This window comes from Limnoglobus roseus (assembly GCF_008254045.1).
GTDB classification, from domain to species: Bacteria; Planctomycetota; Planctomycetia; order Gemmatales; family Gemmataceae; genus Limnoglobus; species Limnoglobus roseus.
This window is the reverse complement of sequence record NZ_CP042425.1, coordinates 9,294,748-9,318,659: the sequence shown is the minus strand read 5'-3', so window position 1 is coordinate 9,318,659 and position 23,912 is coordinate 9,294,748. Positions and strand designations below refer to the sequence as shown.

17 protein-coding genes are annotated in these 23,912 nt (G+C 66.0%); 4 read left to right on the top strand and 13 right to left on the bottom strand.

Features of this window, described 5'->3' with window-relative positions:
• Nucleotides 1-29: 29 nt before the first annotated feature.
• The gene (locus PX52LOC_RS39860; protein ID WP_149115315.1) at nt 30-3,944 is read left to right on the top strand and encodes a serine/threonine-protein kinase; all 3,915 of its coding nucleotides are present in this window, start codon (nt 30-32) and stop codon (nt 3,942-3,944) included.
• 37 nt (nt 3,945-3,981) lie between these two features.
• Here the strand turns inward: PX52LOC_RS39860 and PX52LOC_RS39855 are convergent, their stop codons facing one another.
• A complete protein-coding gene (locus PX52LOC_RS39855; protein ID WP_149115314.1) occupies nt 3,982-5,187 on the bottom strand; it encodes a 2,3-bisphosphoglycerate-independent phosphoglycerate mutase in 1,206 nt (401 codons plus the stop codon).
• 145 nt (nt 5,188-5,332) lie between these two features.
• On the opposite strand from PX52LOC_RS39855, the gene PX52LOC_RS39850 reads away from it, so the two are divergent.
• The gene (locus tag PX52LOC_RS39850) at nt 5,333-6,838 is read left to right on the top strand and encodes a glucose-6-phosphate isomerase (protein ID WP_149115313.1); all 1,506 of its coding nucleotides are present in this window, start codon (nt 5,333-5,335) and stop codon (nt 6,836-6,838) included.
• 159 nt (nt 6,839-6,997) lie between these two features.
• Here the strand turns inward: PX52LOC_RS39850 and PX52LOC_RS39845 are convergent, their stop codons facing one another.
• Together PX52LOC_RS39845 and PX52LOC_RS39840 are read right to left on the bottom strand one after the other, a co-directional pair.
• Nucleotides 6,998-7,564, bottom strand: coding sequence for an HD domain-containing protein (locus tag PX52LOC_RS39845; RefSeq protein ID WP_149115312.1), 567 nt, complete (start codon nt 7,562-7,564; stop codon nt 6,998-7,000).
• 2 nt (nt 7,565-7,566) lie between these two features.
• Nucleotides 7,567-8,214 carry a bifunctional 4-hydroxy-2-oxoglutarate aldolase/2-dehydro-3-deoxy-phosphogluconate aldolase gene (locus PX52LOC_RS39840; RefSeq protein ID WP_149115311.1) on the bottom strand — a complete coding sequence of 216 codons (648 nt, stop codon included), beginning with the start codon at nt 8,212-8,214 and terminating at the stop codon, nt 7,567-7,569.
• 190 nt (nt 8,215-8,404) lie between these two features.
• On the opposite strand from PX52LOC_RS39840, the gene PX52LOC_RS39835 reads away from it, so the two are divergent.
• Nucleotides 8,405-9,565, top strand: coding sequence for a serine/threonine-protein kinase (locus PX52LOC_RS39835; protein ID WP_168219502.1), 1,161 nt, complete (start codon nt 8,405-8,407; stop codon nt 9,563-9,565).
• A gap of 3 nt (nt 9,566-9,568) precedes the next feature.
• On the opposite strand, the gene PX52LOC_RS39830 is transcribed toward PX52LOC_RS39835, so the two are convergent.
• The 10 genes from PX52LOC_RS39830 to PX52LOC_RS39785 all read right to left on the bottom strand — a co-directional run bounded on the left by PX52LOC_RS39830 (nt 9,569) and on the right by PX52LOC_RS39785 (nt 21,896).
• Nucleotides 9,569-9,925, bottom strand: a complete 357-nt coding sequence (locus tag PX52LOC_RS39830; RefSeq protein ID WP_218575248.1) for a cupin domain-containing protein — start codon at nt 9,923-9,925, stop codon at nt 9,569-9,571.
• Nucleotides 9,926-9,942: 17 nt separating this feature from the next.
• Nucleotides 9,943-10,302, bottom strand: coding sequence for a DUF3467 domain-containing protein (locus PX52LOC_RS39825; RefSeq protein ID WP_149115309.1), 360 nt, complete (start codon nt 10,300-10,302; stop codon nt 9,943-9,945).
• Nucleotides 10,303-10,450: 148 nt separating this feature from the next.
• Entirely contained in the window at nt 10,451-15,115 is a 4,665-nt protein-coding gene (locus PX52LOC_RS39820) for a beta strand repeat-containing protein (protein WP_149115308.1), read from the bottom strand.
• 173 nt (nt 15,116-15,288) lie between these two features.
• Nucleotides 15,289-15,699 carry a hypothetical protein gene (locus PX52LOC_RS39815; protein ID WP_149115307.1) on the bottom strand — a complete coding sequence of 137 codons (411 nt, stop codon included), beginning with the start codon at nt 15,697-15,699 and terminating at the stop codon, nt 15,289-15,291.
• A gap of 10 nt (nt 15,700-15,709) precedes the next feature.
• Nucleotides 15,710-17,821, bottom strand: coding sequence for a hypothetical protein (locus tag PX52LOC_RS39810; RefSeq protein ID WP_149115306.1), 2,112 nt, complete (start codon nt 17,819-17,821; stop codon nt 15,710-15,712).
• Between the two features lie 108 nt (nt 17,822-17,929).
• Nucleotides 17,930-18,388, bottom strand: a complete 459-nt coding sequence (locus PX52LOC_RS39805; RefSeq protein WP_149115305.1) for a phospholipase D-like domain-containing protein — start codon at nt 18,386-18,388, stop codon at nt 17,930-17,932.
• Between the two features lie 52 nt (nt 18,389-18,440).
• The gene (locus PX52LOC_RS39800; protein ID WP_149115304.1) at nt 18,441-19,544 is read right to left on the bottom strand and encodes a cis-3-hydroxy-L-proline dehydratase; all 1,104 of its coding nucleotides are present in this window, start codon (nt 19,542-19,544) and stop codon (nt 18,441-18,443) included.
• 33 nt (nt 19,545-19,577) lie between these two features.
• Nucleotides 19,578-20,723 carry a TIGR02996 domain-containing protein gene (locus PX52LOC_RS39795; RefSeq protein ID WP_149115303.1) on the bottom strand — a complete coding sequence of 382 codons (1,146 nt, stop codon included), beginning with the start codon at nt 20,721-20,723 and terminating at the stop codon, nt 19,578-19,580.
• A gap of 3 nt (nt 20,724-20,726) precedes the next feature.
• Nucleotides 20,727-20,915, bottom strand: a complete 189-nt coding sequence (locus PX52LOC_RS39790) for an Arc family DNA binding domain-containing protein (RefSeq protein ID WP_149115302.1) — start codon at nt 20,913-20,915, stop codon at nt 20,727-20,729.
• A 45-nt stretch (nt 20,916-20,960) separates the two neighbouring features.
• Complete coding sequence (locus tag PX52LOC_RS39785; RefSeq protein ID WP_149115301.1) at nt 20,961-21,896, bottom strand: SPFH domain-containing protein; 936 nt, start codon at nt 21,894-21,896, stop codon at nt 20,961-20,963.
• Nucleotides 21,897-22,059: 163 nt separating this feature from the next.
• Between PX52LOC_RS39785 and PX52LOC_RS39780 the strand changes: the two genes are divergently transcribed.
• Nucleotides 22,060-23,889: an Hsp70 family protein gene (locus PX52LOC_RS39780; protein ID WP_149115300.1), complete on the top strand. Its 1,830-nt coding sequence runs from the start codon at nt 22,060-22,062 to the stop codon at nt 23,887-23,889.
• Nucleotides 23,890-23,912: the final 23 nt, after the last annotated feature.

Sequence of the window (23,912 nt, the reverse complement as noted above, 5' to 3'; positions counted from 1 at the left end):
GTTTTCGATCCACCGCCACGGATGCCGCCATGTCGAACGGTTCGACCGATCCGTCCACACCAAACATTCCCAATCGCACGCAGGTACAGGCCGGCTCGCCCCAGACGCGGGAGTTCTCGGCCGACTCGACGAATTCTTCCGACGGCACCGTGGTGCCGGGGAGCGGCGTGCCGGGCTACCCGTTCCTGTCGCCGCCGCAACTGTCCGATGAACTCGGCCGCCTCGGCGACTACCGAATCCTGAAGATGCTCGGCGAGGGCGGGATGGGGTTCGTCTTCCGAGGCCATGACCCGGCCTTGAACCGCGATGTCGCGCTCAAGGTCATGCGGCCGGAAGTCGCGTCGAAGCCGCAAGCGGCTGACCGCTTCCTCCGCGAAGGGCGGGCGGCGGCCGGCCTCAAGAGTGACCACATCATCACGATCTACCAGGTCGGCCGGGCCAACGGCGTGCCGTTCCTGGCGATGGAGTTCCTCGAAGGGCTGCCCCTCGACGTGTGGGTGAAGGCCCAGAAGAAGGCCGTGCCGCTGCCGCAGGCGTTGCGCGTCGTCCGCGACACCCTGCGGGGGTTGGCGAGCGCCCACGACAAGGGGCTGATCCACCGCGACATCAAGCCGGCGAACCTGTGGATCGAGAAGGGCACGCTGCGGATCAAGGTCCTCGACTTCGGCCTGACCCGGAGCAACGAGGCCGACGAGCAACTCACACAAGAGGGGGCCGTCGTCGGCACGCCGGCGTTCATGGCCCCGGAGCAGGCGTCGGGCAAGCCGGTCGACCCGCGGGCCGACCTGTTCAGCGTCGGCGTGGTGATGTACACGCTGCTCGCCGGGAAGAACCCGTTCGCCCGCGGCAACCTCATGGAAACGCTCGGGGCCATCGGGTTCGAGACGCAGCCGCCGGTGACGACAGTCCGCCCGGACGTGCCGCAGGAGTACTCCGACTTCCTCGACCGCCTTCTGATGAAGAGCCCCGACGGCCGGCCGGTGAACGCGAAGGCGGCCCTGCAAGAACTGGCGGCCGTCGAGAAGAAGTTGCAGGACGCGGCGAAGACGGCCCCGCCGTCGGCCCTCGGCGTCCCGCTCGTCGCCGTCCCCGTGCCGGTCGATGCCCCGCCGGTGTGGAACGAACTCACCGAGGAGGAGGGGATCAAAGTCCGGACGGGTCGCACCGAGAAGCCGCGGAGTTCGACCGCCGTGGCGACGACCGCCGATGCGCCGGGGAAGCCACCGTCCAAGAAGAAGCTCATCGCCGGCGGGCTGTTCGCGTTCCTGCTCGCGGTCGGCGGCATCATCATCGTCATCACGAACAAGGACGGCACGAAGACGAAGATCGAAGTGCCGGACGGTGCGAAGGTCGAAACCGTGCAGGACGGCAAGACGGTGGCGATCGTCGGGCCGAAGAAGGCAGACGTGCCGAAGGCGGTACCGCTGACTGCCGACGGGTGGACGCCGATCGCCGCCGACGAGGTCGATCTGCTGGCACTCGACGAGAAGGCGACGGCAACGCCGTCAGAGTTCGGGGGATGGACCAAACGTGATGGTCACTGGACTTCCGACCTGACCGAAGGAGGTTTCAGCGCCGTGACGCTGCCGTTCAAGGCCGACGGCAGTTACTCGCTAACGGCCGAGGTCACGCTCGACGCGGGGAATGACTTTCTGGGAATTGTTCTGCCGCTCGGGCCGAACCGCGGCGTCTGCTTCGATTTCAACGGGGGCAAAGGAACCCGGTACTCATTCCATCAGTTCAAGAACTTCGGCACCGATAGCCCGGACAACCCCACGTATCGGGCCAAGTCGCCTGCTGTGGTCGGCAAGCGGTTCAAATTGGAAGTGACGGTCAGACTCGATGGCGATCAAGTGGCGATCACGGCCGCCGTCGCCGGCCTCGACGAGATCCATTGGAAAGGCCCGGTGGCCGATTTGTCCGTGTGGTCTGGGGCGAAGGTGCCTTCCGGCCAACTGTCGCTGATGTCCTGGAACTGCCAATGGACCGTCCACTCTCTGAAGTACAAGAAGCTCGACGGCACCGCGTACACCCGCGCGGCCCCGGCCGCTGATGCCGACCGCAAGGCCGCCGAGGCGTTACGCCCGCACTTCGAGGAGTTGCTGGTGCGGCTGGCGGACGGCCGGGGCATGGGGTTGAAGGCCACGGAACCACTTCCGCAGGAGGCTTTTACCCTGATCGGTCTGAGCATGCCGAAGGCCGACCTCGGGCGGGCGTTCGTGCCGGACGTGCTCCTGCCCGCCTTGGCCCCGCTCCCGAAGTTCGAGTCGATCTCGGACCCGCTCGGCCGCCTGGACACGCGGGACCTGCCGCCCAAGGCGTTGACCGGCTGGGCGTGCCGCGACGTGTTCCGCTCCTGGGGCGTCCCGGTTCGCCTGACCGGCGAGTGGATCGACGCGCTCAAGACGTTTCCCAAGCTGAAGAGCGTGAACATCAATGCCGAGAACGTACCCGCCGACGTGGTCGGGCGGGTGCGGGAGTTGACCGGGCTGGAATCCTTGGACCTCCAGTGGTTCCCGGGCAAGGCTTCGCCCGCTTGGGCCGGCATCACTTCCCTGCCGCTCGTGAACTTGAAACTCGTGCACAGTGGGGAGATTGACGCCGAGGTGCTTCGTCTCATCGCGTCCGTGAGATCGCTCGAAGGGTTGCGGATATACACCAAGTTTGTTACCGAGGCCGGCCTGGACGCGATCGGGAAGAGTCCCTCGCTCCGTCACCTGGTCCTCTGGGTGGATGATCCGTCCCCCGCGGCCGGCTACGCGAGCCTCGCCCGGGTACCGAAACTCGAAGACCTCGAAATCGCGGCGGGCAAGTTCGACGACGCGATGCTCCTCCAACTCGCCGACGCGAAGGCGTTGCGGAAGCTGAACGTCCAGTTTACGGGCGTGACGGAGGCCGGGGTCAAGAAGCTGTCGGCCGCCCTGCCGCGGTGCCAGATCGTGTGGAAGGGCGGCACCGTCGAGCCGACGGCGGTCGCCGATGCCGACCGCAAGGCGGCAGAATTCGTCATCGGCAAGGGCGGGTGGGTCGCGGGCCAGGTCGGTGATGTCGCCTTCCGATCCGACCCCGCCAAGCGAGAAGAACTACCGCCCGGACTTCAACTGACAGCGATGAGCGTGAAGGGCCTAGACGCGACCTCGACCGAAGCCTTACTTGAGGTCGCGGCGACCGTTGAGAGCCTCGAATCGCTGGCCGTGCTCGATTGTGCAGCCCTGTCCGACACGGCGGTCGCCCGTCTCCGCAAGCTGAGCCGACTGCGGCACCTCGACACGCATGGGACGGAAGTCTCGTCGGCCGCGTACCTCGACATTCTCCGAAGCCTTTCGGCCCTCCGCTCGGTCAACGGGCACACCAAACTCACCGACGAGCACGTCACCGCGATCGCCGAGCGGGCTGAGTTCGCGGCGTTTGCGGGCTTCGATTGCGAAGGGGTGACCGAGGCCGCCTGGCTGAAGTGGGCCGCGTTGAAGAGCCTCGCTGCCTTCGGGCCGGCGAACATGCAGATGACCGAGCGGGTGGCCAAGATGTTGGCCGCCAAGGAACATCTCGTAACCGTCGGGCTTTTGGGTCGGTCACGCGTGTCGGACGAGTGCTGGAAAGTACTGGCGGCCTCGAAGTCCGTCGCGCACCTCACCACTCCAGGGGAGGCCGTCGGGGACGAGTCGTGTGCATCGATTCGGCAACTGACCACCCTGGACTGGTGGGACACTTCCGGCTCGGCCGTAACCGATGTCGGCGTTCAGAAGTTGAAGGGGCATCCGCAACTGCGGGTCTTGATGCTGGGCAGCACGCAGGTGACCGACGCGGCGGTGCCCACCCTGATTTCGCTTCCTGGCCTCCAAGTCGTTAACCTCACGAAGTCGAAAGTCACCGCCGAAGGCCTCGCGAAGTTCAAGGCCGCCCGGCCGGAAGTGAAAGTGGAGAGCGACTTCGACGCGAAATGACACCGCGGCGCGGGCCGGCCCGCGCCGCGGTTCCCGATTACGCCCCGTACTTGCCGAAGCGGCCGGCGTGGGCCATCGCCAGCAGCATCAGGTGCATCGCCTGGAACTGGCCGAGGCCGCCGCGGAGGCAGTTCCGCTCGCCGAACTCCGTCACCTCGTCCGTCCGCACGTCGTCGGCCACCAACAGCGTCGGCACCGGGTGGAAGCTGTGCGACTTCATCTTGCTCGGCGTGCTGTGGTCGCCGGTCACGATCAGCACGTCCGGCTTCAGTGCCCGCACCTCCGGGATGATCGCGTCGAACCGCTCGATCATCTGCACCTTCGCGGGGAAGTTGCCGTCCTCGCCGGTGCTGTCGGTGTACTTGTAGTGCAGGAAGAAGAAGTCGTAGTCGTTCCACACTTCCTTCAATTTTGCCACCTGGCTACCGAGCGAGTCGCCGGCGTCGAGGATGTCCATGCCGACGAGCCGGGCGAGGCCGCGGTACATCGGGTAGACGGCCAGCGCCGCCGATCGCATGCCGTACAGTTCCGGGAAACTGATGATCTGCGGCTGGCTCGCGAAGCCGCGGAGCGTCAGGCCGTTCGTCGGGGCGTCGGCTTTCAAAACCTCGTTGGCCTTCGCGATGAACTGATTGATGAGGTCGGCCGTCTTCTGACTCGCCGGGTCGGCACCCTTCGCCGGCAGCGGCGTGACGCCGACGGCTTGCGGGTCGGTGTCGTTCACCTTGTCGCCGAGTCCTTCACCGCGCACCACGAGGACGAAGCGGTGCTCCTTCACCGGCTCCACGAAGAGTTCGCAGCCGGGAACCTTGATCGTGCGGAGCTTGTTGACGATCTCCACGCAGCGTTCCGTCGTCGGGCGGCCGGCGCGGCGGTCGGTGATTTTGCCGTCGGCCCCGAGGGTGCAGAAGTTGCCGCGGATGGCCACGTCCTTCGCGGTCACCTGAAAATTGATGCCAAGCGCTTCGAGGATGCCGCGGCCGATGCGATATTCCAGCGGGTCGTAGCCGAACAGCCCTAGGTGGCCGGGACCGCTGCCCGGCGTGATACCCGGCAGCACCGGCAGGCTGAGACCCGTCACCCCAACTTTCGCACAGGCATCGAGATTCGGCGTCTTCGCCGTTTCGAGTTCCGTGAGGCCGCCGGGGGTGAGGGGCAGCCCGCCGAGACCGTCTGCAACGAATAAAACGATTTTGGAGCCATTCTTCTCGCGAAGTTCTTGAATCAATTCGTGCGTGTTCATGTCTTTTGGTGTCCCCGTTCAAAATGGTGAACTAGAGTAGCGTGCCGGTTGGCATTTTCACGGCTCATCTTACAGACGGTGAGCCGAACGGATTTGAGAAGGCGAGCCAGCCGGTTCCGTGGAGCGAGTGCGGAGAGGCGACGCGATGCAATTGCCAGACGAGAACATCGAATACGACTACCGTCGCCTGGTCGCCTCGACCACCGATGCGTGGACGCCGTTAGCCGAGTTGCAGGCGAAGCACTTCCTGTCGCCGGAAAAACTCGACCCGATGCGCACCAAGTTGGGGGCCATCCGCGGGCAGATCGCCAGCGAGCGCGAACTCCAAAACCCGCCGGCCAAGCTCCAACCACTGCAAGTCGGCTACATCGACCTGCCGCAGAAGTTGCTGGACCAGTTCCGCCGCAAGGGGGACCAGAGCGAACTCGGCAAGGTCAACCGCATTGCCACGCGCATCCGCGAGAACTGCGACCGCTTCATCGTCCTCGGCATCGGCGGCAGCTACCTCGCCGGTCGGGTGCTGTTCGAGAGCCTGTGCCACGCCCACCACAACGAGATGCCCGCCAAGATGCGGATGGGCAAGCCGCGGATGTACTTCGAGGGGAACAACCTCGACAACGACGCGGTCCAAGAACTGATCGAACTGTTCGACCACTCCTGCGTCGACCCGGACATGCCCGAAGAGCGGTGGGGCTTCACCGTCATCAGCAAGTCGGGGAGTACGCTGGAAACGGCCGCCGCGTTCCGCGCGTTCCGCGCGGAGGCGGCGCGATTCTACGGGCCGAAGTCGGAATGGCTGCGGAAGATGATCGTGCCGGTCACCGGCATGAAGGGGAAACTCCGCGATCTGTGCAAGGCCGACGGCTTCGCCGACGAGGACATCCTCACCATCCCCGACGACATCGGCGACCGCTACAGCGTCTTCACGCCGGCCGGCTTGCTGCCCGCCGCGATCGTCGGCCTCGACGTTCGCGCGCTGCTCCTCGGGGCGGCCGCGATGACGAAGCGGTTTTTGGAAGAGCCGTTCGAGCGGAACCCGGTGTTGCAGTTCGCCGCCGTCAACTACCTGATGGCGGAAGAGCACGGCAAGACCACCCGCGTGATGAACATCTGGAACAAGAAGCTCGAATCGGTCGGCTCCTGGTACGACCAACTGTTGAGCGAATCGCTCGGCAAGGCCGGCCGCGGGCCGACGCCCATTTCGAGCGTCTGCAGCCGGGACGTCCACAGCCGCGGCCAGCAGTACCAAGAGGGCACGCGGGACAAGTTGTTCAACAACCTGATCGTCCGCCAGTGCAAGCAACCGTCGATCATGGTCGGCCACGTCGAGCGGAACGAGGACGAACTAAACGCCATCAGCCGCCGCAGTTACCCGGACCTGTTGGAAGCCTCCTACCGTAGCGCGAGCGAGGTCTACCTGGAATCGGCCCGGCCGTCGGCGGACATCATCCTACCGACCGTCACCGAGCACACGATGGGCCAACTTCTGCAAATGCTGATGCTCGCCACGGCCGTCGAGGGGCGGTTGGCCGGCGTGAACCCCTACGGCCAACCGGGGGTGGACGTGTACAAGAACAACCTGATGCGCATCTTGAAGGCGACGCCGAATCTGCCCAAGGGTGAAGTCCGCGACGCCGTGAAGGGCGTGTGAGCCGTCCGAGGTTTTCCGGCCTGAACGGCCGGTTCTACCAGCCCAGGCCGAAGGCCTGGGTTTTTCGTTCGATGAAACCCGGCCCTGAAAGGGACGTTCATTTCTGCCGGCTCGCGTGAGCGGACCTTTCAGGCCCGAAAGCATCGCGGGTGATCGGCATCAACCCTCGGTCTTCTTCCGCGTCTCCTCGTCCAGCACTTCTCGCACGGCCGCGATCAGCGCCGGCTCGCTCGTGTATTTCGCCCCGTACCCCAGGTTGAAGGCGTAATCGAAGCCCGGCGGGTTCTGTCCCTGGTTGTGCTGGAGGATCGTTTCCAGTTTGTCGAGCGCCTTCGCCAGCTTCGCTTCCGGCGTCGCGGCCGCTTCGTACTCGTCCCACAGGGACAGCACTTCGTCTCGCAGTCGATCCGGCAACGGTTGCAGCAACTGCAATAAGTCCTGCCGTTCTTTAGCTGCCTTCGGCACTCCGGCGACTTGTGCGATGGCTGGGATGTCGCCGCCGACGGCCTCGCCGAGATCGTGGATTACGCAAATCTTGATGAGCTTCGCGAAATCGACATCGGGGAAACTTTCGCGGAACAGGACGGCCATCAGGCACAGCCGCCAGGTGTGTTCGGCTGTACTCTCGCGACGGCCGGCCGAGGTCCACGAGTTGCGGAGAGTGTTCTTGAGTTGTTCCGCCGCCCGCAGGAAGTCCAGCACGCCCGTCAGTTCGATCGCGTCCATGCTCACCCCGCCCGTGTCTTCCGCACGACTTCGACGTACTGCTTCGCCAGGTCGCGGATCGCGGTGAAGTTCCCGGCGGCGACGAGCTTCGGGTCGATGAGTTGCCCGCCGACGCCGAGACAGACCGCTCCGGCCTTCAGGTAGTCGGCGGCCGTCGTCAGGTCCACGCCGCCGGTCGGCATCAGCTTCACCTGAGGCAACGGCCCCCGCATCGCCTTGAAGAACGCCGGACCGAGGATGTCGGCCGGGAAGACCTTCACCACGTCCGCCCCGGCTTCCCACGCGGTCAGGATTTCCGTCGGCGTGAACGCCCCCGGCATCACGAGTTTGTCGTATCGCCGGCAGAGCCGAATCACGTCGAGGTTCACCGCCGGTGAGACGATGAACTCCGCGCCGGCTAGGATCGCCGCGCGGGCCGTCTCCGGGTCCAGCACCGTGCCCGCCCCGAGCAGCACGCGGTCGCCGAGTTGCCGCTTCGCCTCGCGGATCACGCCGAGCGCGTCCGGAACCGTGAGCGTGACCTCGGCGACGGTGATGCCGCCGTCCGCGAGGGCGTGCAACACCTGCACGAGCGGCCCCGGGTCGGCGAACCGCACCACTGCCACCAACCCGCCGTCGATCACCCGTTGCAGATCCGTTTCGCGTGCCATGAAGCGATTATCGAGAGTTCACCTCGGAAATCAATTTCCTCCCGGCACCGCCACGCCGATCAAGCTGAAACTCCCGACACTTTTCTCCCCCCTCGCCCCTTTGTTTGACATATACTGACGGATGATGTCGGCCCGCATCCCGTCCGCCCGGTCTCGATCCGTCGCCCGATTGATGGAACAGGAGCCTGCCTTGACTCTCAAGGTTTGCCCAATACGCGACGAAATTGTCTCGTTCCGCAGTGGAACGCTGGGCCTCGACCGGCACCTCATCATCGCGAAACACCTCAAGACGTGCGACGTTTGCCGGAAGATCGCGGCGTCGATCCCCGTCGCGAACGACGACACGCCGCGGAACGTCGCCACGGAGTACGCGAGACAGACCGAAGGAGCCCTCGGCGACGACGAACCCGTCCTCGCGCGGATCGGACCGTTCTTGCTGCGGAAGATTCTCGGCCGCGGCGGCATGGGCATCGTTTACGAAGCGGAGCACGAGAAGCTCAAGAACCGCGTCGCGCTGAAAATCTTGCCGCGGTCGACCCTGTCGGACCCGATGGTGCTGACCCGCTTCCGCCGCGAGTGGGAGGCGGTCGGGCGGCTGACCCACGAGAACGTCGTGCGGGCGCTGCACGCCGACGAAGTGGACGGCATCCCGTTCCTGGCGATGGAACTCATCGACGGCCCGGACCTCGGAAAAGTCGTACACCGTTACGGGGCACTGATGCCGCCGGACGCGGCGGAAACCATCCGGCAGGCGGCCCTCGGGTTGGCCCACGCGCACTCGCAGGGCGTCATCCACCGCGACGTGAAGCCGTCCAATCTGCTGCTGACCTCCCGTGGCGTCGTGAAGTTGCTCGACCTCGGGTTGGCCCGGTTCGCCACGGGCGGGGCATCCGATTCGCGGCTGAGCGGCACGAGTTTCCTCGGCACGGCCGACTACATGGCCCCGGAGCAGTGGGCCGGCATCACCGCCGACCGGCGGACGGACATTTACTCCCTCGGGTGCGTGCTGTTCTTCTTGCTCACCGGGAAGCCGCCGTTCGGCGCACCCGAGTTTACCTCGCCCCGCGACAAGATGCGTGCACACCACGAGGCCCGCGTGCCGGAAGTTGCCGGGCCGAGTGGGCTGGGCGAGTTGTTGAACCACATGCTCGCGAAGAAGCCGGACGACCGCCCGCAGTCGGCGACGGAAGTGGCGCAACGGCTGGAATTGCCGGCCGCCCTGTCACAACTGGGCCGCGTGGCCGTGGCCGCCGCCGTGGACACGGTCGGTGCGTACAACGACGGCCCCGCGACCGCGCCGCAGCCCATACCGGGGAAGAGTTCAATTGAGGGGAAGAAGAACCCGAAGTGACCGTCACCCCGCCGCCGGGATGTACTGGTTCTGCAAGGCGATGTAGTCTTCCCGCGGCGGGCTGAAGATGACCAGGGCCACCACCGGCCCGCCGACGGCCACCGCCCGGTGCGGCACGTTCGGCGGGATGATGAACATCGCCCCCGGTTCGACAATTCGCGTCTCGTCCCCGATCGTCAGTTCCATCCGTCCCTGCAACAACATCCCGGCTTGCTCGTGCGGGTGGCGGTGTGTTGGCACCACGGCCCCTTCGTCCATTTCCAGGTACGAGAGCATGACGTGTTGCCCGAACGGCGTGCGGATGCGCACGCCGGGCAGGAGTTCGTACCGCGGGATGGCCTCAAGGTCGACGAAGGGCACGGCATCGCCCCCGGAGATTACTGCGGCCGTTGGCGGAGCCGCTTTTGGGCGTCCACTTCCAGCACGCCGAAGAGTTGTTCGTGCCGCATGATGATCTGCCGCAGCGAGTCCATCAGCCGCTTCGCCACGAACGGGTTCAGCACGAGGCGGTGCGTGAACTGGAGCGGCTCGGCCACGTTCTGCGATTGCATAATCCCGGTGTGCAGGCCGATGTCGATGAGCACTTCTTCCATCGAGCTGCTGAGGCTGAGGCGGAAGAAGTTGGCGTACACCGACTGCATCTTGGTGGCGTCCACCGGAATCTGAATCTGGGCCCCCGCCTGTTGGCCCGGGGCGGCGGTCAGCGGAACATCGGGCGTCTTGGCGCTGTCGGACATGGCGGTACTCCACACGGGTGAGGGTGACGGTCGATCGCGGCTCGGCCGCAGACGGCATCCAACGGAACAGATCGTCTCGACAGTTTACGGGGAACCGGGCCGGTGGGAATGGCCGCGGGAGAGTTTGCGGGGGCGGTTCTCGGCCGTCCTACCCCACGAACACGCCGCCGCGGAAGTCTTCGTTCACGGCGAAGAAGTCCTTCACCACCACGTTGCCCGGCCCGATGATGCGGACCCGCGGGCCGCCGCCAAGGCCGGTGCCGACGACCGTTCGCGATTCTCCCGTCTGGGACCGCACGGTCGTTACCGTCACGCCGCCGAGGAAGCCGGGTTCGAAGGCCGCACTACTGCCGAGTCGGACCCCGGTCGTCGCGTCGTACGTGGCGACGGTCGGCAGGTCGCCCGCCCCGCTCCCGGCGGTTAGCACCGTGCGGATGCCGTCGAAGCCGAGTGACACGTTCACGCCGTCGCGGGAGTTGGGGTCGCCCGCGAAGAAGCTCGTCACCAGCCGCGTGCCCGGCCCCGAGTAGACGTTGACCTGTGGCCCGGCGGTGAAGCCCGGCCCCGTCGCGAGCAGCCCGCCGGACACCGCCACCGTTACGCCGCTGCGCAGGCCGGGGTCGTAGGCGAAGAAGCTGTTCAGCAGTTGAACTTGGCCGTTCACGAACGAGTAGACGTTGACCGCCGGCCCGCCGCCCGGCCCGGCCCCGGTGACGAACTCCGCGACGCCGTCGCCCGTCAGGTCGCCGGCGGCCAGCGACGCCCCGCCGATGAAGTCCGGCGAGTAGGCGAAGAAGTCGGCGATCACGTCGAACGTCACGCCGTCGTAAATCTTCACCCGCGGCCCGGCCCCGAGGGGGGCGGTCACGAGCACGTCTTCCACGCCGTCGCCGGTCACGTCGGCCGTCGCCACCACCGCCCCGCACCAGTAGTTGTCACCGAACGGCTGGAACGACCGCAACTCGTTGCCGTCGGCGTTGTACACCTTCACCACGGTGATGTCACCGTAGCCGGTCCCGACGGCGAAGATTTCACGAACGGCGGGCGGCGACAGGGCGGTGATCGTGGCGGTGGCCGTGCCGGTACTCGTCGTCAGGTCCGCGGTCGCGGGCACGAAGACCGCCGACAGGGCGTTGGTCCCAACCGGCAGGCTCGTGACTGTCAGGGTGGCCACGCCGTTGGAGACGGGCGCGGAGCCGAGGAGCGTCGTGCCGGCGAAGAAGTTGACGGTACCGTTCAGGATGGCCGGGCTGACGCCGGCCGTGCGGGTTTCCTTCCGCAGCGGGGCCGTGTTCGTGGCGAAGGCGACTCCGGCCGTGAGCGTGACGGCCGTGCCCTGAACCGCCGTCGGCGGGGTGACCGTCAGCGTGGTCCGCGTCGGCACCGGCGTGACGGTCAGCGTCGTAGCGGCGGCGAAAGAACTGGAGAAGTCGATGTCGCCGTTGTAAGTCGCCGTCAGGGCGTAACTGCCGGTCCCGAACGGGACGCCGTTCGGCAGGCTGAGGACCGCTTGCCCCGTCGCGTCAAGGGTCGCCACGCCAGCCGACGCGCCGTTGAGGAAGAACGTCACCGTGCCGGTCGGCGTGCCGCCCGGACTCGCGACGGTCGCGGTGAGCGTGAGCGGGTCGGTAGCGAAGACCGTGTTCGGCGACGGGCTCGCCGTCGTGGTCGAGGCGTTCCGTGCGAGCGTGATGTTCTGGTCGGGCGAGGACGACGCGACGAACACGCCAGCCACGCCGCCGTAGTCAGCCCGGAAGGTGTAGCTCCCCGCGTCCAACCCCGTGGGCATCGTGAAGACGGCCCGGCCGGAACTGTCGATCGCCGCCGTGCCGACCGACGAGCCGTTCACCAGGAAGTTCACGGTACCCGTCGGCGTGCCGAAGGTCGCGGTCACGACGGCCGTCAGTGTCAACGGCGTTCCCGCCATCGGCGAACTCGGCGCGAGTGTCAGACTCGTGGCCGTCGGCGACTCGACCACCGAGAGCGTGACCGGCGGCGACGAGGAACTGGCGAACGCGGCCGCGCCGGGGTAATCCACGGTGACGACGTACGTGCCGGCCGCCAGCCCGGCCGGGATCGTCAGCGAGGCGTTCCCCGCCGCATCGAGGGTTGCCGTGCCAGCGGGCGACCCGTTCAGGTTGAACGTCACGTCGCCAGTTGGGGTGCCGAACGTCGCGGTCACGCTCGTGGTCAGCGTCAGCGATTGGGCAGTAAACGCCGGGTTCGGGCTGACGTTGGTCGTCGTCGTGGTCGGCGACGGGTTCACCGCGAGCGTGACCGGCGGTGCGGACGACGACAGGAAGAAACCCGTGGGGCTGTAGTCGGCCGTCACCGTGTATGTGCCGACCGTCAACCCGACCGGGATCGGGAGCGAGGCGTTCCCGGCGGCGTCGAGGGTCACGGTGCCGACGGGCGAGCCGTCCACACTAAACGTGACGCTGCCGGTCGGCGTACTGTTCGCGGACGCCACGGTCGCGGTCAGCGTCAGCGGTTGATTCGGGAACGCCGGGTTCGGGTTAGCCGCGGCGGCCGTGGAGGTCGTCGCCTGCACGATGAGGGACGTGGACCCGCTCGACGCCGTCACCTCTGGCGACCCGCTGTAGACTGCGTCAATGGTGTGGTTCCCGGCCGCCAATCCGGCGGGCAAGGGGACCGAGGCCGTACCCGTACCGTCCAGTGAAACCGAACCGGGAAGGGCGGTGCCGTCGACGAAGAACGTGACCCCGCCCGCCGGCGTGCTGCCGTCGGACGCGGCGACGGTGGCCGTCAAGGTGATCGGCTGGCCTTCCAGGGCGGGGCTGGGCGAAGCCGTGACGGCCGTGGTCGAGGTCGCCACGAACGTGACCGTGTCGGGGTTCGACGACGCCCCGAAGTAGGCCGCGTCGCCGCCGTAGGTGAAGAAGATGCTCGTCGGTCCGTGCGCCGGCCCGGTGGCCGTGAACGTGAAGTTCCCCGACGAATCGAGCGTGCCCGAGCCGGCGGGCACGCCGTTGACGAACAACTGCACCGTGCCGGTCGGCGGGAATCGCGGGTCGGTGACGGTGGCCGTCACTGTGAAGGGCTGCCCCGAAGTGAACGGGCCGGTGACGACTTGCGTCACCGAGGCCGGAATTTGCACCTCGAACGCGCCGATGTCGGACCGGACACCGACCCCGCGGCCGAAGCCGATCCCGCCGCGCTCGTCGGTCGTCACCAAACTGTTGAAGTCGGCGTCGCGGGCCGGGCTGCCGGGGTTCAACCCGTGGACGAACGCCCGCGGACTGCCGCCGAAGAAACCGAGCGGCGACAGCAGCGCGTCGATCGGGGCCGCCGCGGTTCCGACTTGATCGTTGTTCGTGCCGTTCTGGAAGCCCGCCTTCCCGTCGCTGATCCCGATCAGGTTCGACCCGGACGAGGTGAACGGGGCCGGGAACGACGGGTCGAGGTTGCTCGCGTCGAAGGAAACGTCGGGGCTGAGCGGGGCACGGTTCCCCGCGACGAGGGTACTGCCGACGTTAAAGAACGGGTCGAAGGTTTCGCTATACAGCCCACCGCCGTCGGTGATGATCGCGTCGGGGCCAACCCCGGCCGCGGCCTCGTTGTTCGTAATGGTGGCGTTGCCGATCAACCCACTGGAAGAAGTATCGCCGTTGATGTACACGCCGCCGCCGAACGCCTGGCCGCGGGTTCGGGACATCCCGACCGCCCCCGCGTCGCCGCCGCGGGCGAGGTTCCCGGACACCGTCAGATTCTTCAGGTCGAACGAAACGGCCGATCCGTCGATCTGCAAGCCGCCGCCGTAGGCGTAACCGCCATCGACTCCCGCGCCGGCGCCCGACGTAACGGCATTCCCGCCCTGCGCGAGGTTCGTGTCGATGGTGGTCTGCGAGATCGTTAGCGAGCTACCCCCGACCGTCAGTCCGCCGCCCGAGGCGTCCCCGCCGGCGGCGTCGCCGGACGCGGTGTTGTTACTGCCAACGGCTTGGTTGTTGTCGATCCGCACGTCGGTCAGGGACGCGGAGGCGGACTCGATGTCCACGCCGCCGCCGGTGGCGTCGTTCTCGCCGGTGCCCTCGCTGCCGCCGACAGCAGCGCCCGCCGCCGCGACGTTCCCGGTCACTCGGGTTCTCGCGATCTGGACGGACCCGGACTCGAAGTACAGGCCCCCCCCCGCTCCGAATCCGGCCCCAGAAATCACGTTGCCCGCCCCGGCCTGGACCGTGTTTCCGCTGATCGTACTGTCGTTGATCGCCAGGGTGGTCGTCGCCCAGATGCCCCCGCCGTAGGCACTGCCCGTCGGCAAAGACCCCGATGCGTCCACCCCCGTGGCCTTGTTCTGCGAGACCGTGACGTTGTTCAGCGTGAGTTGGCCGGAGCTGCGAATCCCGCCACCCATGCCGTCGCTAAACAGCGGGCCGACCACCGCCCCGTTCTGGAACGTCCCGCCGTTGATGACGGCCGTCGGCGGCGTGCCACTGACCGGTGCCAGGATGTCCAGAACGCGGTCACCCAGCCCCGTGGCGTCGACGACGGCACCGGTCATGTTGAAGGTGACGTTGGTCGTCACATCCAGGTCGCCCGTGGCACCTTTGTCTTCGTTCGCCCCGGCGATGGTCAGAGAGTACATGCCCGCCGGCACGACGATCGTGTCGTCCTCGGCGTTGGCGTTGGCCGCGAGGATGGCCGACCGCAGCGTGACGAGGCCGCTCGGTGTTGCTCCGGTGGCAGGGTCAAAGCCCGTCGGGTTGAGGTCTGCGAACGACGTGACCGTGAACGTCGCGGGCACGGCACGGTCTTCCAGCGGCAGAACCCGCAGGACTGGTCGGCGGCTCATGGTGCGTAACTCGGAGGGTGCATATCGGCCATCATCGACAGGCGGCGTGATCGTTGTAGATGGCGCTTGCTAAGAATTCGACTGAGTGGGCAGGCTCTTCTACTACGATCAGCGCAATCCATGCAAGCCTTCGTCTCGTCGCTCCTTGTCCCACTTTTAGGACTCCCGCTGGCTCACGTTTCGAGGGTCGTCGACTGATGGTTCGATGCCCACTCCGTCTCGATAGAAATCTGAGGACGAAGTACCAGGTAGACGTTTAGAAGCAGGCTCAACGCCAGCGCAACGTAAAAGCCCACGTTCAATCCGTCCGCTATGTGGGACTCGATGCGGAGTGACGACTTAAATCGATCTGCGAGTTCCTCCGAGCTTTCGCCGAGTCTGTCGAGAGTGACTTCTCCTTTCGGCCGTTCGTAAGTTTCACGGTGCTTCGGGAACGGCCAACCAACGCTACTTCGTTGCACGCTAAGCGATCCGCCATCCACATTAAGCAATTCGACGACTGGCGGCCGGGCGTTCATGGCGAGGGTGACGTAGGCGAAGAACGAAATCAAGAGCACGTTGAGAAATGCAATCCGGCGGATCATTTTCTTACCCTCACTTCGGCACGGCGTTCAGCGTGTAGTACGCCTCGGCGTGCAGCAACTCGTCGCCGTCGGCCGACTTCACGTCGTTCAACTTCAGGTCGTACACGCGGCCCGGTCGGCGGCCTGGTACAGCGAGGCTCACCGTCTTGCCGTCCTTCGAGACGCCCAGCACTTCCGGCTTCTCGCCCTGCGTGTCGGTTTCGGGGCACCCGTAGGGGCTGGCGTAGATGTACGTGAACGACTTCAGGGCGTAGGCCGTTGCCTTCTCCGCCGTCTTCGGGTCCACAGGCTTGGTGAACGTCAGGTCGAACCCGGCCTTCGTCGCCGTCATCGTGTGGACTTCGAACGGCACCGGGCCGTTGAACGCCAACCGTTGGAGGCCGTAGGGCTTGCCACCGACGGACCCCCAACCGCGGTTCGTCTGGCCGACGTACAGGCTGCCGTCCGGCCCGAAGCAGAGGCGATTGATGCCGCACTGGAAGCCGCTGCGGAACGGGAAGCAAACGCCCTGATAGACGCCGTTCACCTTCTCCAACGCGACGCGCATAATCATCGACCGCGTCTGGTCACCGACAAAACATTGCCCGGCGAACGGCCCGAACTTGCCGGCCGTCGTGTCCCAGATGGGTTCACTCGCGGACTGCCCCATACGGCCGTAGGGGAACCAGACGCACGGCGGTTCGACGGCCGGCATTCCCTTCGGCGACGTTTTGCCGGGGGCCGGTTGGCCGTCATACATCATGCCGGCCGCCACCTTGTCCCCGTTCGCGGCGAACGGCGAATCCTTCACCCACTTGAGCGGGGCCTGATGGCCATAGAACTTCCCCTTCTGCACGTGGCAGAGTTTGTTCGTCGCCACCCACTCGCCCTGGTTGTCGCAGTAGAACAGTTCACCGTCCGGGGCGAAGTTGACACCGTTGGGTGATCGCAGGCCGTAGGCCCACGGCTCCATGTCGCCGGTCTTGCCGTCGATCTTCACGCACCAGCCGCGCCACGGCGACTTCGACTGGTGTCCGCCGCCGAACCCGACGTTGAGCGTGATGAAGAAGTTGCCGTCCTTGTCGCGAGCCGGGCCGAAGGCGAACTCGTGGTAGTCGCCGGACACGCCCCACTTGTCCGAGAACGTGGCGAAGTCGTCGGCAATGCCGTCGCCGTTCACGTCCGTCACCTTCGTCATCTCCGGCCGTTGGACGACGTAGACCGTCTTGTCGTCCTGCACGCACAGGCCGAGCGATTCGTGCAGGCCGCTGGCGAAGCGGCTGAACTTCGGCGTCGGCGACGCGGGGTTCTCGATCAGCCAGAGTTCGCCGCGGCGGGTGCAGGCGAGGAGTTTGCCGTCCGGCCGGAAGCCGAGGCCGCCGACTTCGAGGGAGCAATCGGCCGGCTGGTTCAGCGTGGTGATCGTGTAGAACTTTGCCTCGGCCGACTTGTCCGCGTTGCCCGTCGCTGTTGATGCGGCCCGGGCGAAGTCCTTGTCGAGCGCCTTGAGGACCGCCGGCGGGGAGTAGTCCGGGATCTCCGGGTTGATGTAAACTTGCCACTCACCGGCGAGTTGGCAGACCTTCAACAACAGTTGATTCTTGCCTTCCTTTACCTTGATGAGCGCCGCGGTCTGATCCGGCACGGCCGAGCGAATCGCGTGTTCGTGCAGTACGCGGTCGCCGAACGAGAAGACGCTGATGTGATCGTCGCTGCCGAGCGATAGCGGCAGTCGGGCGTTGACCTTCGACTCGAACTCGTGGAGCAGGTAGACGACCATGTCGTTCTTCTGCTTTGGGAACAACTTCGCGAGGTCGTACATCTTGCCGGGGGTGAAGTTCGGGGCATCCTTCCACCCGAACTTCTCGCCGCCCTTGCCGGTGTAAGTCGCCTTCAGGTCGATCGTCTTTTCCTTCTCCGGCGGGTAAGCCGTGTCGAAGCCGAGGTCGTCGGTGTTGTCGAACGGCCCGGCGAAGTACCACTTCCCTTCGAGGTTCGGCACGCCGAAGGAAGCAAGGGTGGCACGGATGGTTTCCTGCCGCGTGGCCTTCTTGACGTACTTGCCCTCGCCGAACGGCGTCGGGGATTGAGCGAAAGCAGGAACAGCGAGCAAAACCAGGAGCAAAAGGGAGCGGGAGGGCATGCGAACTCCGAGAAGAGATTTGGCGAGCGGCCCGGCGTAAGCGGACCGTGTCTGGTGGGTGAGCGATCAAGACACGGCCCGCTTACGCCGGGCCGCTCGCCGTCAAAGTCACAAACTCTTCCACAGTCGCTCGAACTCGGCGGCGAACGCGGTCACGAGCGCCGGGTCGCCGGTGTCGATGATGTTCTCGGCGTTCACGTCGGTGGCCGACCGGGTCCAATTGTAACTGCCGTTGACGAGGCGTGCCCGGTCAAAGATGGCGAACTTGTGGTGCATGTGGGCCGGCGTCCGGTCGATCTTGACGGCGATACCGGCGTCCTGAAACCGGGCGATGTCGGACCCGAGGTCGAACGCCTTGTCGTTGTCGGTGATGATGCGGAGGGCCACCTTGCGGCGGTGGGCGGCGAGGATGGCGGAGGCGATGCGGTCGTCAGTGATCGTGAAAACGCAGACATCGACCGTCTTCCGGACGCTCACAAAGCGGTGAACGATCTGTTGCAAACACGCCATCCCGGGCGAGAAGTACGCCTCGGCCGGTGCAGGGGAACTCGATCCGAACAGGCCCATGATGAACCCGGGGGTTACGCGATCTCGGACGGTTTCAGTATACGGGCCGCCGTTATTCGACCACGACCACCGGGCCGCCGAGCACGTCCATCCGCGGCCGAACCCCCAACCCCGGTGCCGTCGAAGCCGCCATGCGGCCGTTCACCCGCTGCGGGGCACCGTCGGCCGTGCTGACGGTGACGTAGCTGTTGAAGTCGGTCGTCGAGAACAGCAATTCCGGCGGCGTGCTGTGTGCGACGTGCGCGATGGCGGCCGTCACGATGTCGCCGCCCCAACTGTCTTCGAGCGTCATCGCCACGCCGAGGGCTACGCACAGGTCGCGGGCCTGCTTGATCTTCGTCAGCCCGCCGAGCTTGCTGATCTTCAGGTTCACCACGTCGAACGCTTGATCGGCATGCCCGCGGAGTAGCATTTCCAGCGAGTCGATGTTCTCGTCCATGACGAACGGGTGGTCGGTGTGCCGCCGAACCGACAGGCACTCGTCATACGTGCGGCACGGCTGTTCGATGTACACGTCCACGTCGCGGACAGCCCGTACCACGCGCATCGCCTCGTGCATCAGCCAGCCGGTGTTGGCGTCGGCCACGAGGCGGTCGCCGGGGTGCAGCACCGCCGACACCGCGCGAATGCGGGCGATGTCCACGTCCGGGTCGCCGCCGACCTTCAACTGGAACCGCCGGTAGCCTTCGGCCCGATACCCTGCGACGCGGCCGGCCATCGCGTCCGGAGCTTCCTGCGAAATCGCCCGGTACAGCGGCACGTCGTCGCCGTACCGCCCGCCGAGCAGCACGCACACCGGCTGCCCGGTTGTCTGGCCGAGAATGTCCCAGCAGGCCATGTCGAGGCCGGACTTCACGTAGGGGTGGCCGAGCAGGGCCGCGTCCATCGTGCGGTTGAGTTTGCCCAACTGCGTCGGGTCTTCGCCGAGCAGGTGCGGCCCGAGTTCCGCAATCCCGGCCCGCACGCCGTTCGCGTAGGCCGGCAGGTAGAACGGCCCGAGCGGGCAGACTTCGCCGTGCCCGGTAATGCCGGCGTCCGTCTCGACGGCGACGATCGTGCTGTCGAAGACCGTGACCGACTTGCCGCCGGACCACTTGTAGCTGCCCTCGTGCAGTGGCAGTTCGACGCGATAGGCGGAGATGCGGGTGATTTTCATGGTGCGCTCATTTTGGAAGGCGTGCCTCGAAACTCAACGCATTTCCTGCGGCGACGCCGGGCCGAGCTTGAAGCGGATCGCCTGTGACATCGGCACGGACATCCGGTGCGAGTCGATCTTCACGTGGTCCCAATCGCGGCCGTCGGCGAGGATGGCGTGGGCCGACACGTCTGTCAGCCTGGAATCACCGTTGATCGTCAGTCGGCGGAGCGACCTTAGACCGGGGCTGCGCACCAGGGCGACGACTGCCGCATCGGTCAGGCCATTGTCGCTGATGTCGAGCGATTCCAGGTGCTGAAAGTGCGGCGACTTCGCGAGGGCGATCACGCCCTCGTCGCCCAGCTTGCGACGGGACAAGTTCAACGAACGGAGATTCCGAAGTTGGCACCGCTTAGAGGCGAACGCCGTACCCAGGTCGGGGCTCCCGGGGCACTGGGAGCCACCTTCTAACTCCAGCGTCTGGAGATTCGCCAGTCGCTTCGATTCAATGATCGTCCGTAGGCCCGCCACCGTAACGGTGCGATAGCTCGCGAGACTCAAAAATTTGAGAGCCGGAAGGTTCGGCGACCGTGCCAGGGCTGCGGCCGCTGTGTCCGTCAGCCGGTTCGCCTGTGCGGGCGTGGACGTCCACCGGCGGCTCAGCCACAGGACGATCAACTGTCGGGCTTGGGGACTGGCAGCGAGGACGGCAACGTCGCCGTCGACGAGGCGGGTGCCGCACAGGTGAACGAGCCGCAGCGCGCCGAAGTGCTCGCTGGTGAACACCCGCGGGGCCGTTCGGCCGAGCGACGTGAACCAGATTTGTCCCAAAGGCATCCGCTCACGAAGCATCCCCGCGTCGCCGAGGAACTGTCGGCCTGTCTGCCACTCGACGTCTGGGAAGCCGCGAGTGAAATGCCATTTCTTCTTCTCCCAACCTTGCATGGCCCACTCGGGAAGGCCGGCCGTCCACCTGCGGTAGTGTTTGCGCAGGAGCTGATCCGCCTGCTTTTCAAGAAGGTGCTTCCGTCCGGGATCGGAGCCGCATCGGCTCGCTTCGATCTGTAACCGGATGAATGTCGCCCGGTCCACGTCGCCGCGCTCTTCGAGCCAATCGGCGTAGACCAACCGCGGCGTGTCGTCCGTGTGAACCGCCTCCATCGCCCGGAAGAAGGCTTGCTCGTTGGGGTTCAGGGCCATTCCTCATTTATCTTCGATTCCGTCCGTCTTGTCATCCTCCTTCTCTTTCAGCTTCACGCCGCGGCGCTGCAAGGCTTGCCGCAGCAGGAACTCGATCTGCCCGTTCAGGCTGCGCAAGTCCTCGTCGGCCCATCGTTGGACGGCCGCGAGGACGCTTTCGTCGATCCGCAAGAGGAACGCTTTCCGTGGCATCGCAAAATCCAAAAGCCCGCGGACGAACGTCCGCGGGCGGAGGAGTTAGTTGTAAAGCGTCCCGGTGTTCAGCACCGGCTGCGGGACGGAGTGGCCGCAGAGGACGACGAGGAGGTTGCTGACCATCGCCGCCTTCCGCTCTGGGTCGAACTCGATCACGCCCTTGTCCTTCAGCATCTCCAGGGCGTGCTCGACCATGCCGACGGCCCCCTCGACGATTCGGGCGCGGGCCGCGATGATCGCCCCCGCTTGCTGGCGTTGCAGCATCGCCGCCGCAATCTCCGGGGCGTAGGCCAGGTAGCTGATGCGGGCCTCCTGCACTTCCACGCCGGCTTGGTTCATGCGGTCTTGCAGTTCCTGCCGCAGTTGGGTCGCGACCTCGGTGATGTGCCCGCGGAGCGAATGCACGTCCGTCTCCGGGGCGTCGTAACTGTACTGGCTGGCCAGGTTCCGCAGGGCACTGTCGGCCTGCGTGTGGACGAACGATTCGTAGTTGTCCACCTGGAAGATCGCGTCTGTCGGGTTGACGACCTTCCACACCACGACGGCCGCGATGTCGATCGGCGTGCCGTCCTTGTCGTTCACCTTGAGCGGCCGGCGGGCGACCGACGACGGGACGATCACCTTGCCCGTCGCGTCCTTCACCTCGTCCTTCTTGTCGATGCCCGTCTCGAAGATGCGGGTGCGAAGGCTCACGCGGGTCCGCCAGTAGAACGGGATGCCGTAGTAGAAGCCGGGTTCCCGCACGGTGCCGACGTAGTTGCCGAACAGCTGCACCACGCGGGCTTGATTCGGCCCGTTGACGATGAACCCGAACGGCAGAAAGAGCCACGCCACGGACAGGATGCCGACGACGAACGCCAGCCACGGGAGTTCCGTCACCGCCGCGACGACAATGAGCAAGACGATCAAGCCGAAGGCGGACAGCACCCCCAACACGCCGACCCACCCCGGCAGCAGTTTCAGTTCGCGCTCTTGCATGGCCATCTCCCGTAGAAACTGTCCGATATTGAAATGATATCATTTTGTTATCGGTTCAGTCAACAGTATTTCGCCGAACAGGCCCCGCGGTTTCAGCAAAATCAACGGATTCGTGTAGAATGTCGCGAACGCTCTCATTTCCGGTCGCACGAGATATTGCCCCATGAGTGCATCGCGATTCGTCGTCGGCATCGACCTTGGCACCACCAACTCTGCCCTCGCCTACGTCGATACCGGCGCGGGCGACGGGGCGAAGGTGAAGGGCTTCGCCATCCCGCAGGTCGTGAATCAAGGCGTGGTCGAGGACCGGCCGCTGCTGCCGTCGTTCTTGTACCTACCGGGCGAGGGCGAACAGCCGGCCGGCGCGATGAAGTTGCCGTGGGACGCGGGGCGGGATTACTGTGTCGGCGAGTTCGCCCGCAACTTCGGCTCGCAAGTGCCGACGCGATTGGTGGCGTCCGCGAAGTCGTGGCTCGGGCACTCGGGTGTCGATCGCAAGTCACCGATCCTGCCGTTCCGCGCGCCGGAGAACGGCCGCAAGGTGTCGCCGCTGGAGGCGAGTACCCGCTACCTGAAGCACCTTGCGGAAGCCTGGAACGCGACGATGGCGAAGGTGCCGGACCACCGGCTGGAACTGCAAGAGATCGTGCTGACCGTGCCGGCGTCGTTCGACGCGATGGCCCGCGACCTCACGGTGGAAGCGGCAAAAGCGGCCGGCTTCGAACACCTGACGCTGCTCGAAGAACCGCAGGCGGCGTTCTACTCGTGGCTCGATTCCCTCGGCGACAACTGGCGGAAGGACGTGCAGGTCAGCGACCTCATCCTCGTCGCCGACGTGGGCGGCGGCACGACCGACTTCACGCTCATTGAAGTCGGCGAGGAAGGCGGCAACCTCTCGCTCACCCGCCTCGCGGTCGGCGATCACCTGTTGCTCGGCGGTGACAACATGGACCTCGCGCTCGGCCACATCGCGGCCGCGGCGTTGGCCAAGCAAGGGACGAAGCTCGACGCCAACCAGATGTTGCAACTCACCTACGGCTGTCGCAGCGCGAAGGAACAACTCCTGTCCGACGCGACGAAACAATCGGCCCCGGTGACGGTCCTCGGCAAAGGTCGTTCCGTCATCGGCGGCTCGATCAAATACGACCTGCCGCGGGCCGACGTGGAGAAGATTCTGCTCGATGGCTTCCTGCCCGAGTGCGCGAAGGACGCCGAACCGGCCCGCGCCCGCAACGCAGGCTTACAGGAACTCGGCCTGCCCTACGTCGCCGACGCCGGCATCACGCGGCATCTCGCCCACTTCCTGCACCGGCAGTCGGAAGCCCTGGCCAATCGCGAGAAGCCGGGGAAGAAAAAGAAGGGCGACGCGGTCGCGCTGCCGACGGCCGTTCTGTTCAACGGCGGCGTCTTCAAGTCCGATGCCCTGCGGGATCGCCTGATGCACGTTCTGAACGGGTGGGCGAAGTCGGCGAAGGCCGAGCCGGTCCGCACGCTGGCCGGGGCGGACCTCGATCAGGCGGTGGCGAAGGGGGCGGCGTACTACGGCCTCGTCCGCCGCGGCAAGGGCATCCGCATTCGTGGTGGCACCGCTCGATCGTACTACATCGGTGTCGAGACGGCAGCCCCGGCCGTGCCGGGGTTGGCCCCGCCAATCAAGGCCCTGTGCGTCGCCCCGTTCGGCATGGAGGAAGGCACAGAAGCGGACCTGCCGAAGCAGGAGTTCGGCCTCGTCGTCGGCGAGGAGGCGGAGTTCCGCTTCCTGGGTTCGACGATCCGCCGCGAGGACGCAGCCGGTACGTTGGTCGAGGAGTGGGAGGAGCAAATCGACGAACTGACGCCGATGCGGGTGACGCTCGACGGCAAGGGCCGGGCGGTGGTGCCGGTCCACTTGCACAGCAAGGTGACGGAAGTCGGCCAACTCGAAATCTGGTGCCACAGCCGCGACGGCAAGCAGCGGTGGAAGCTGGAATTCAACGTGCGAGAGGCGAAGTAACGAGCCGAGCGGTTGACCTGGCC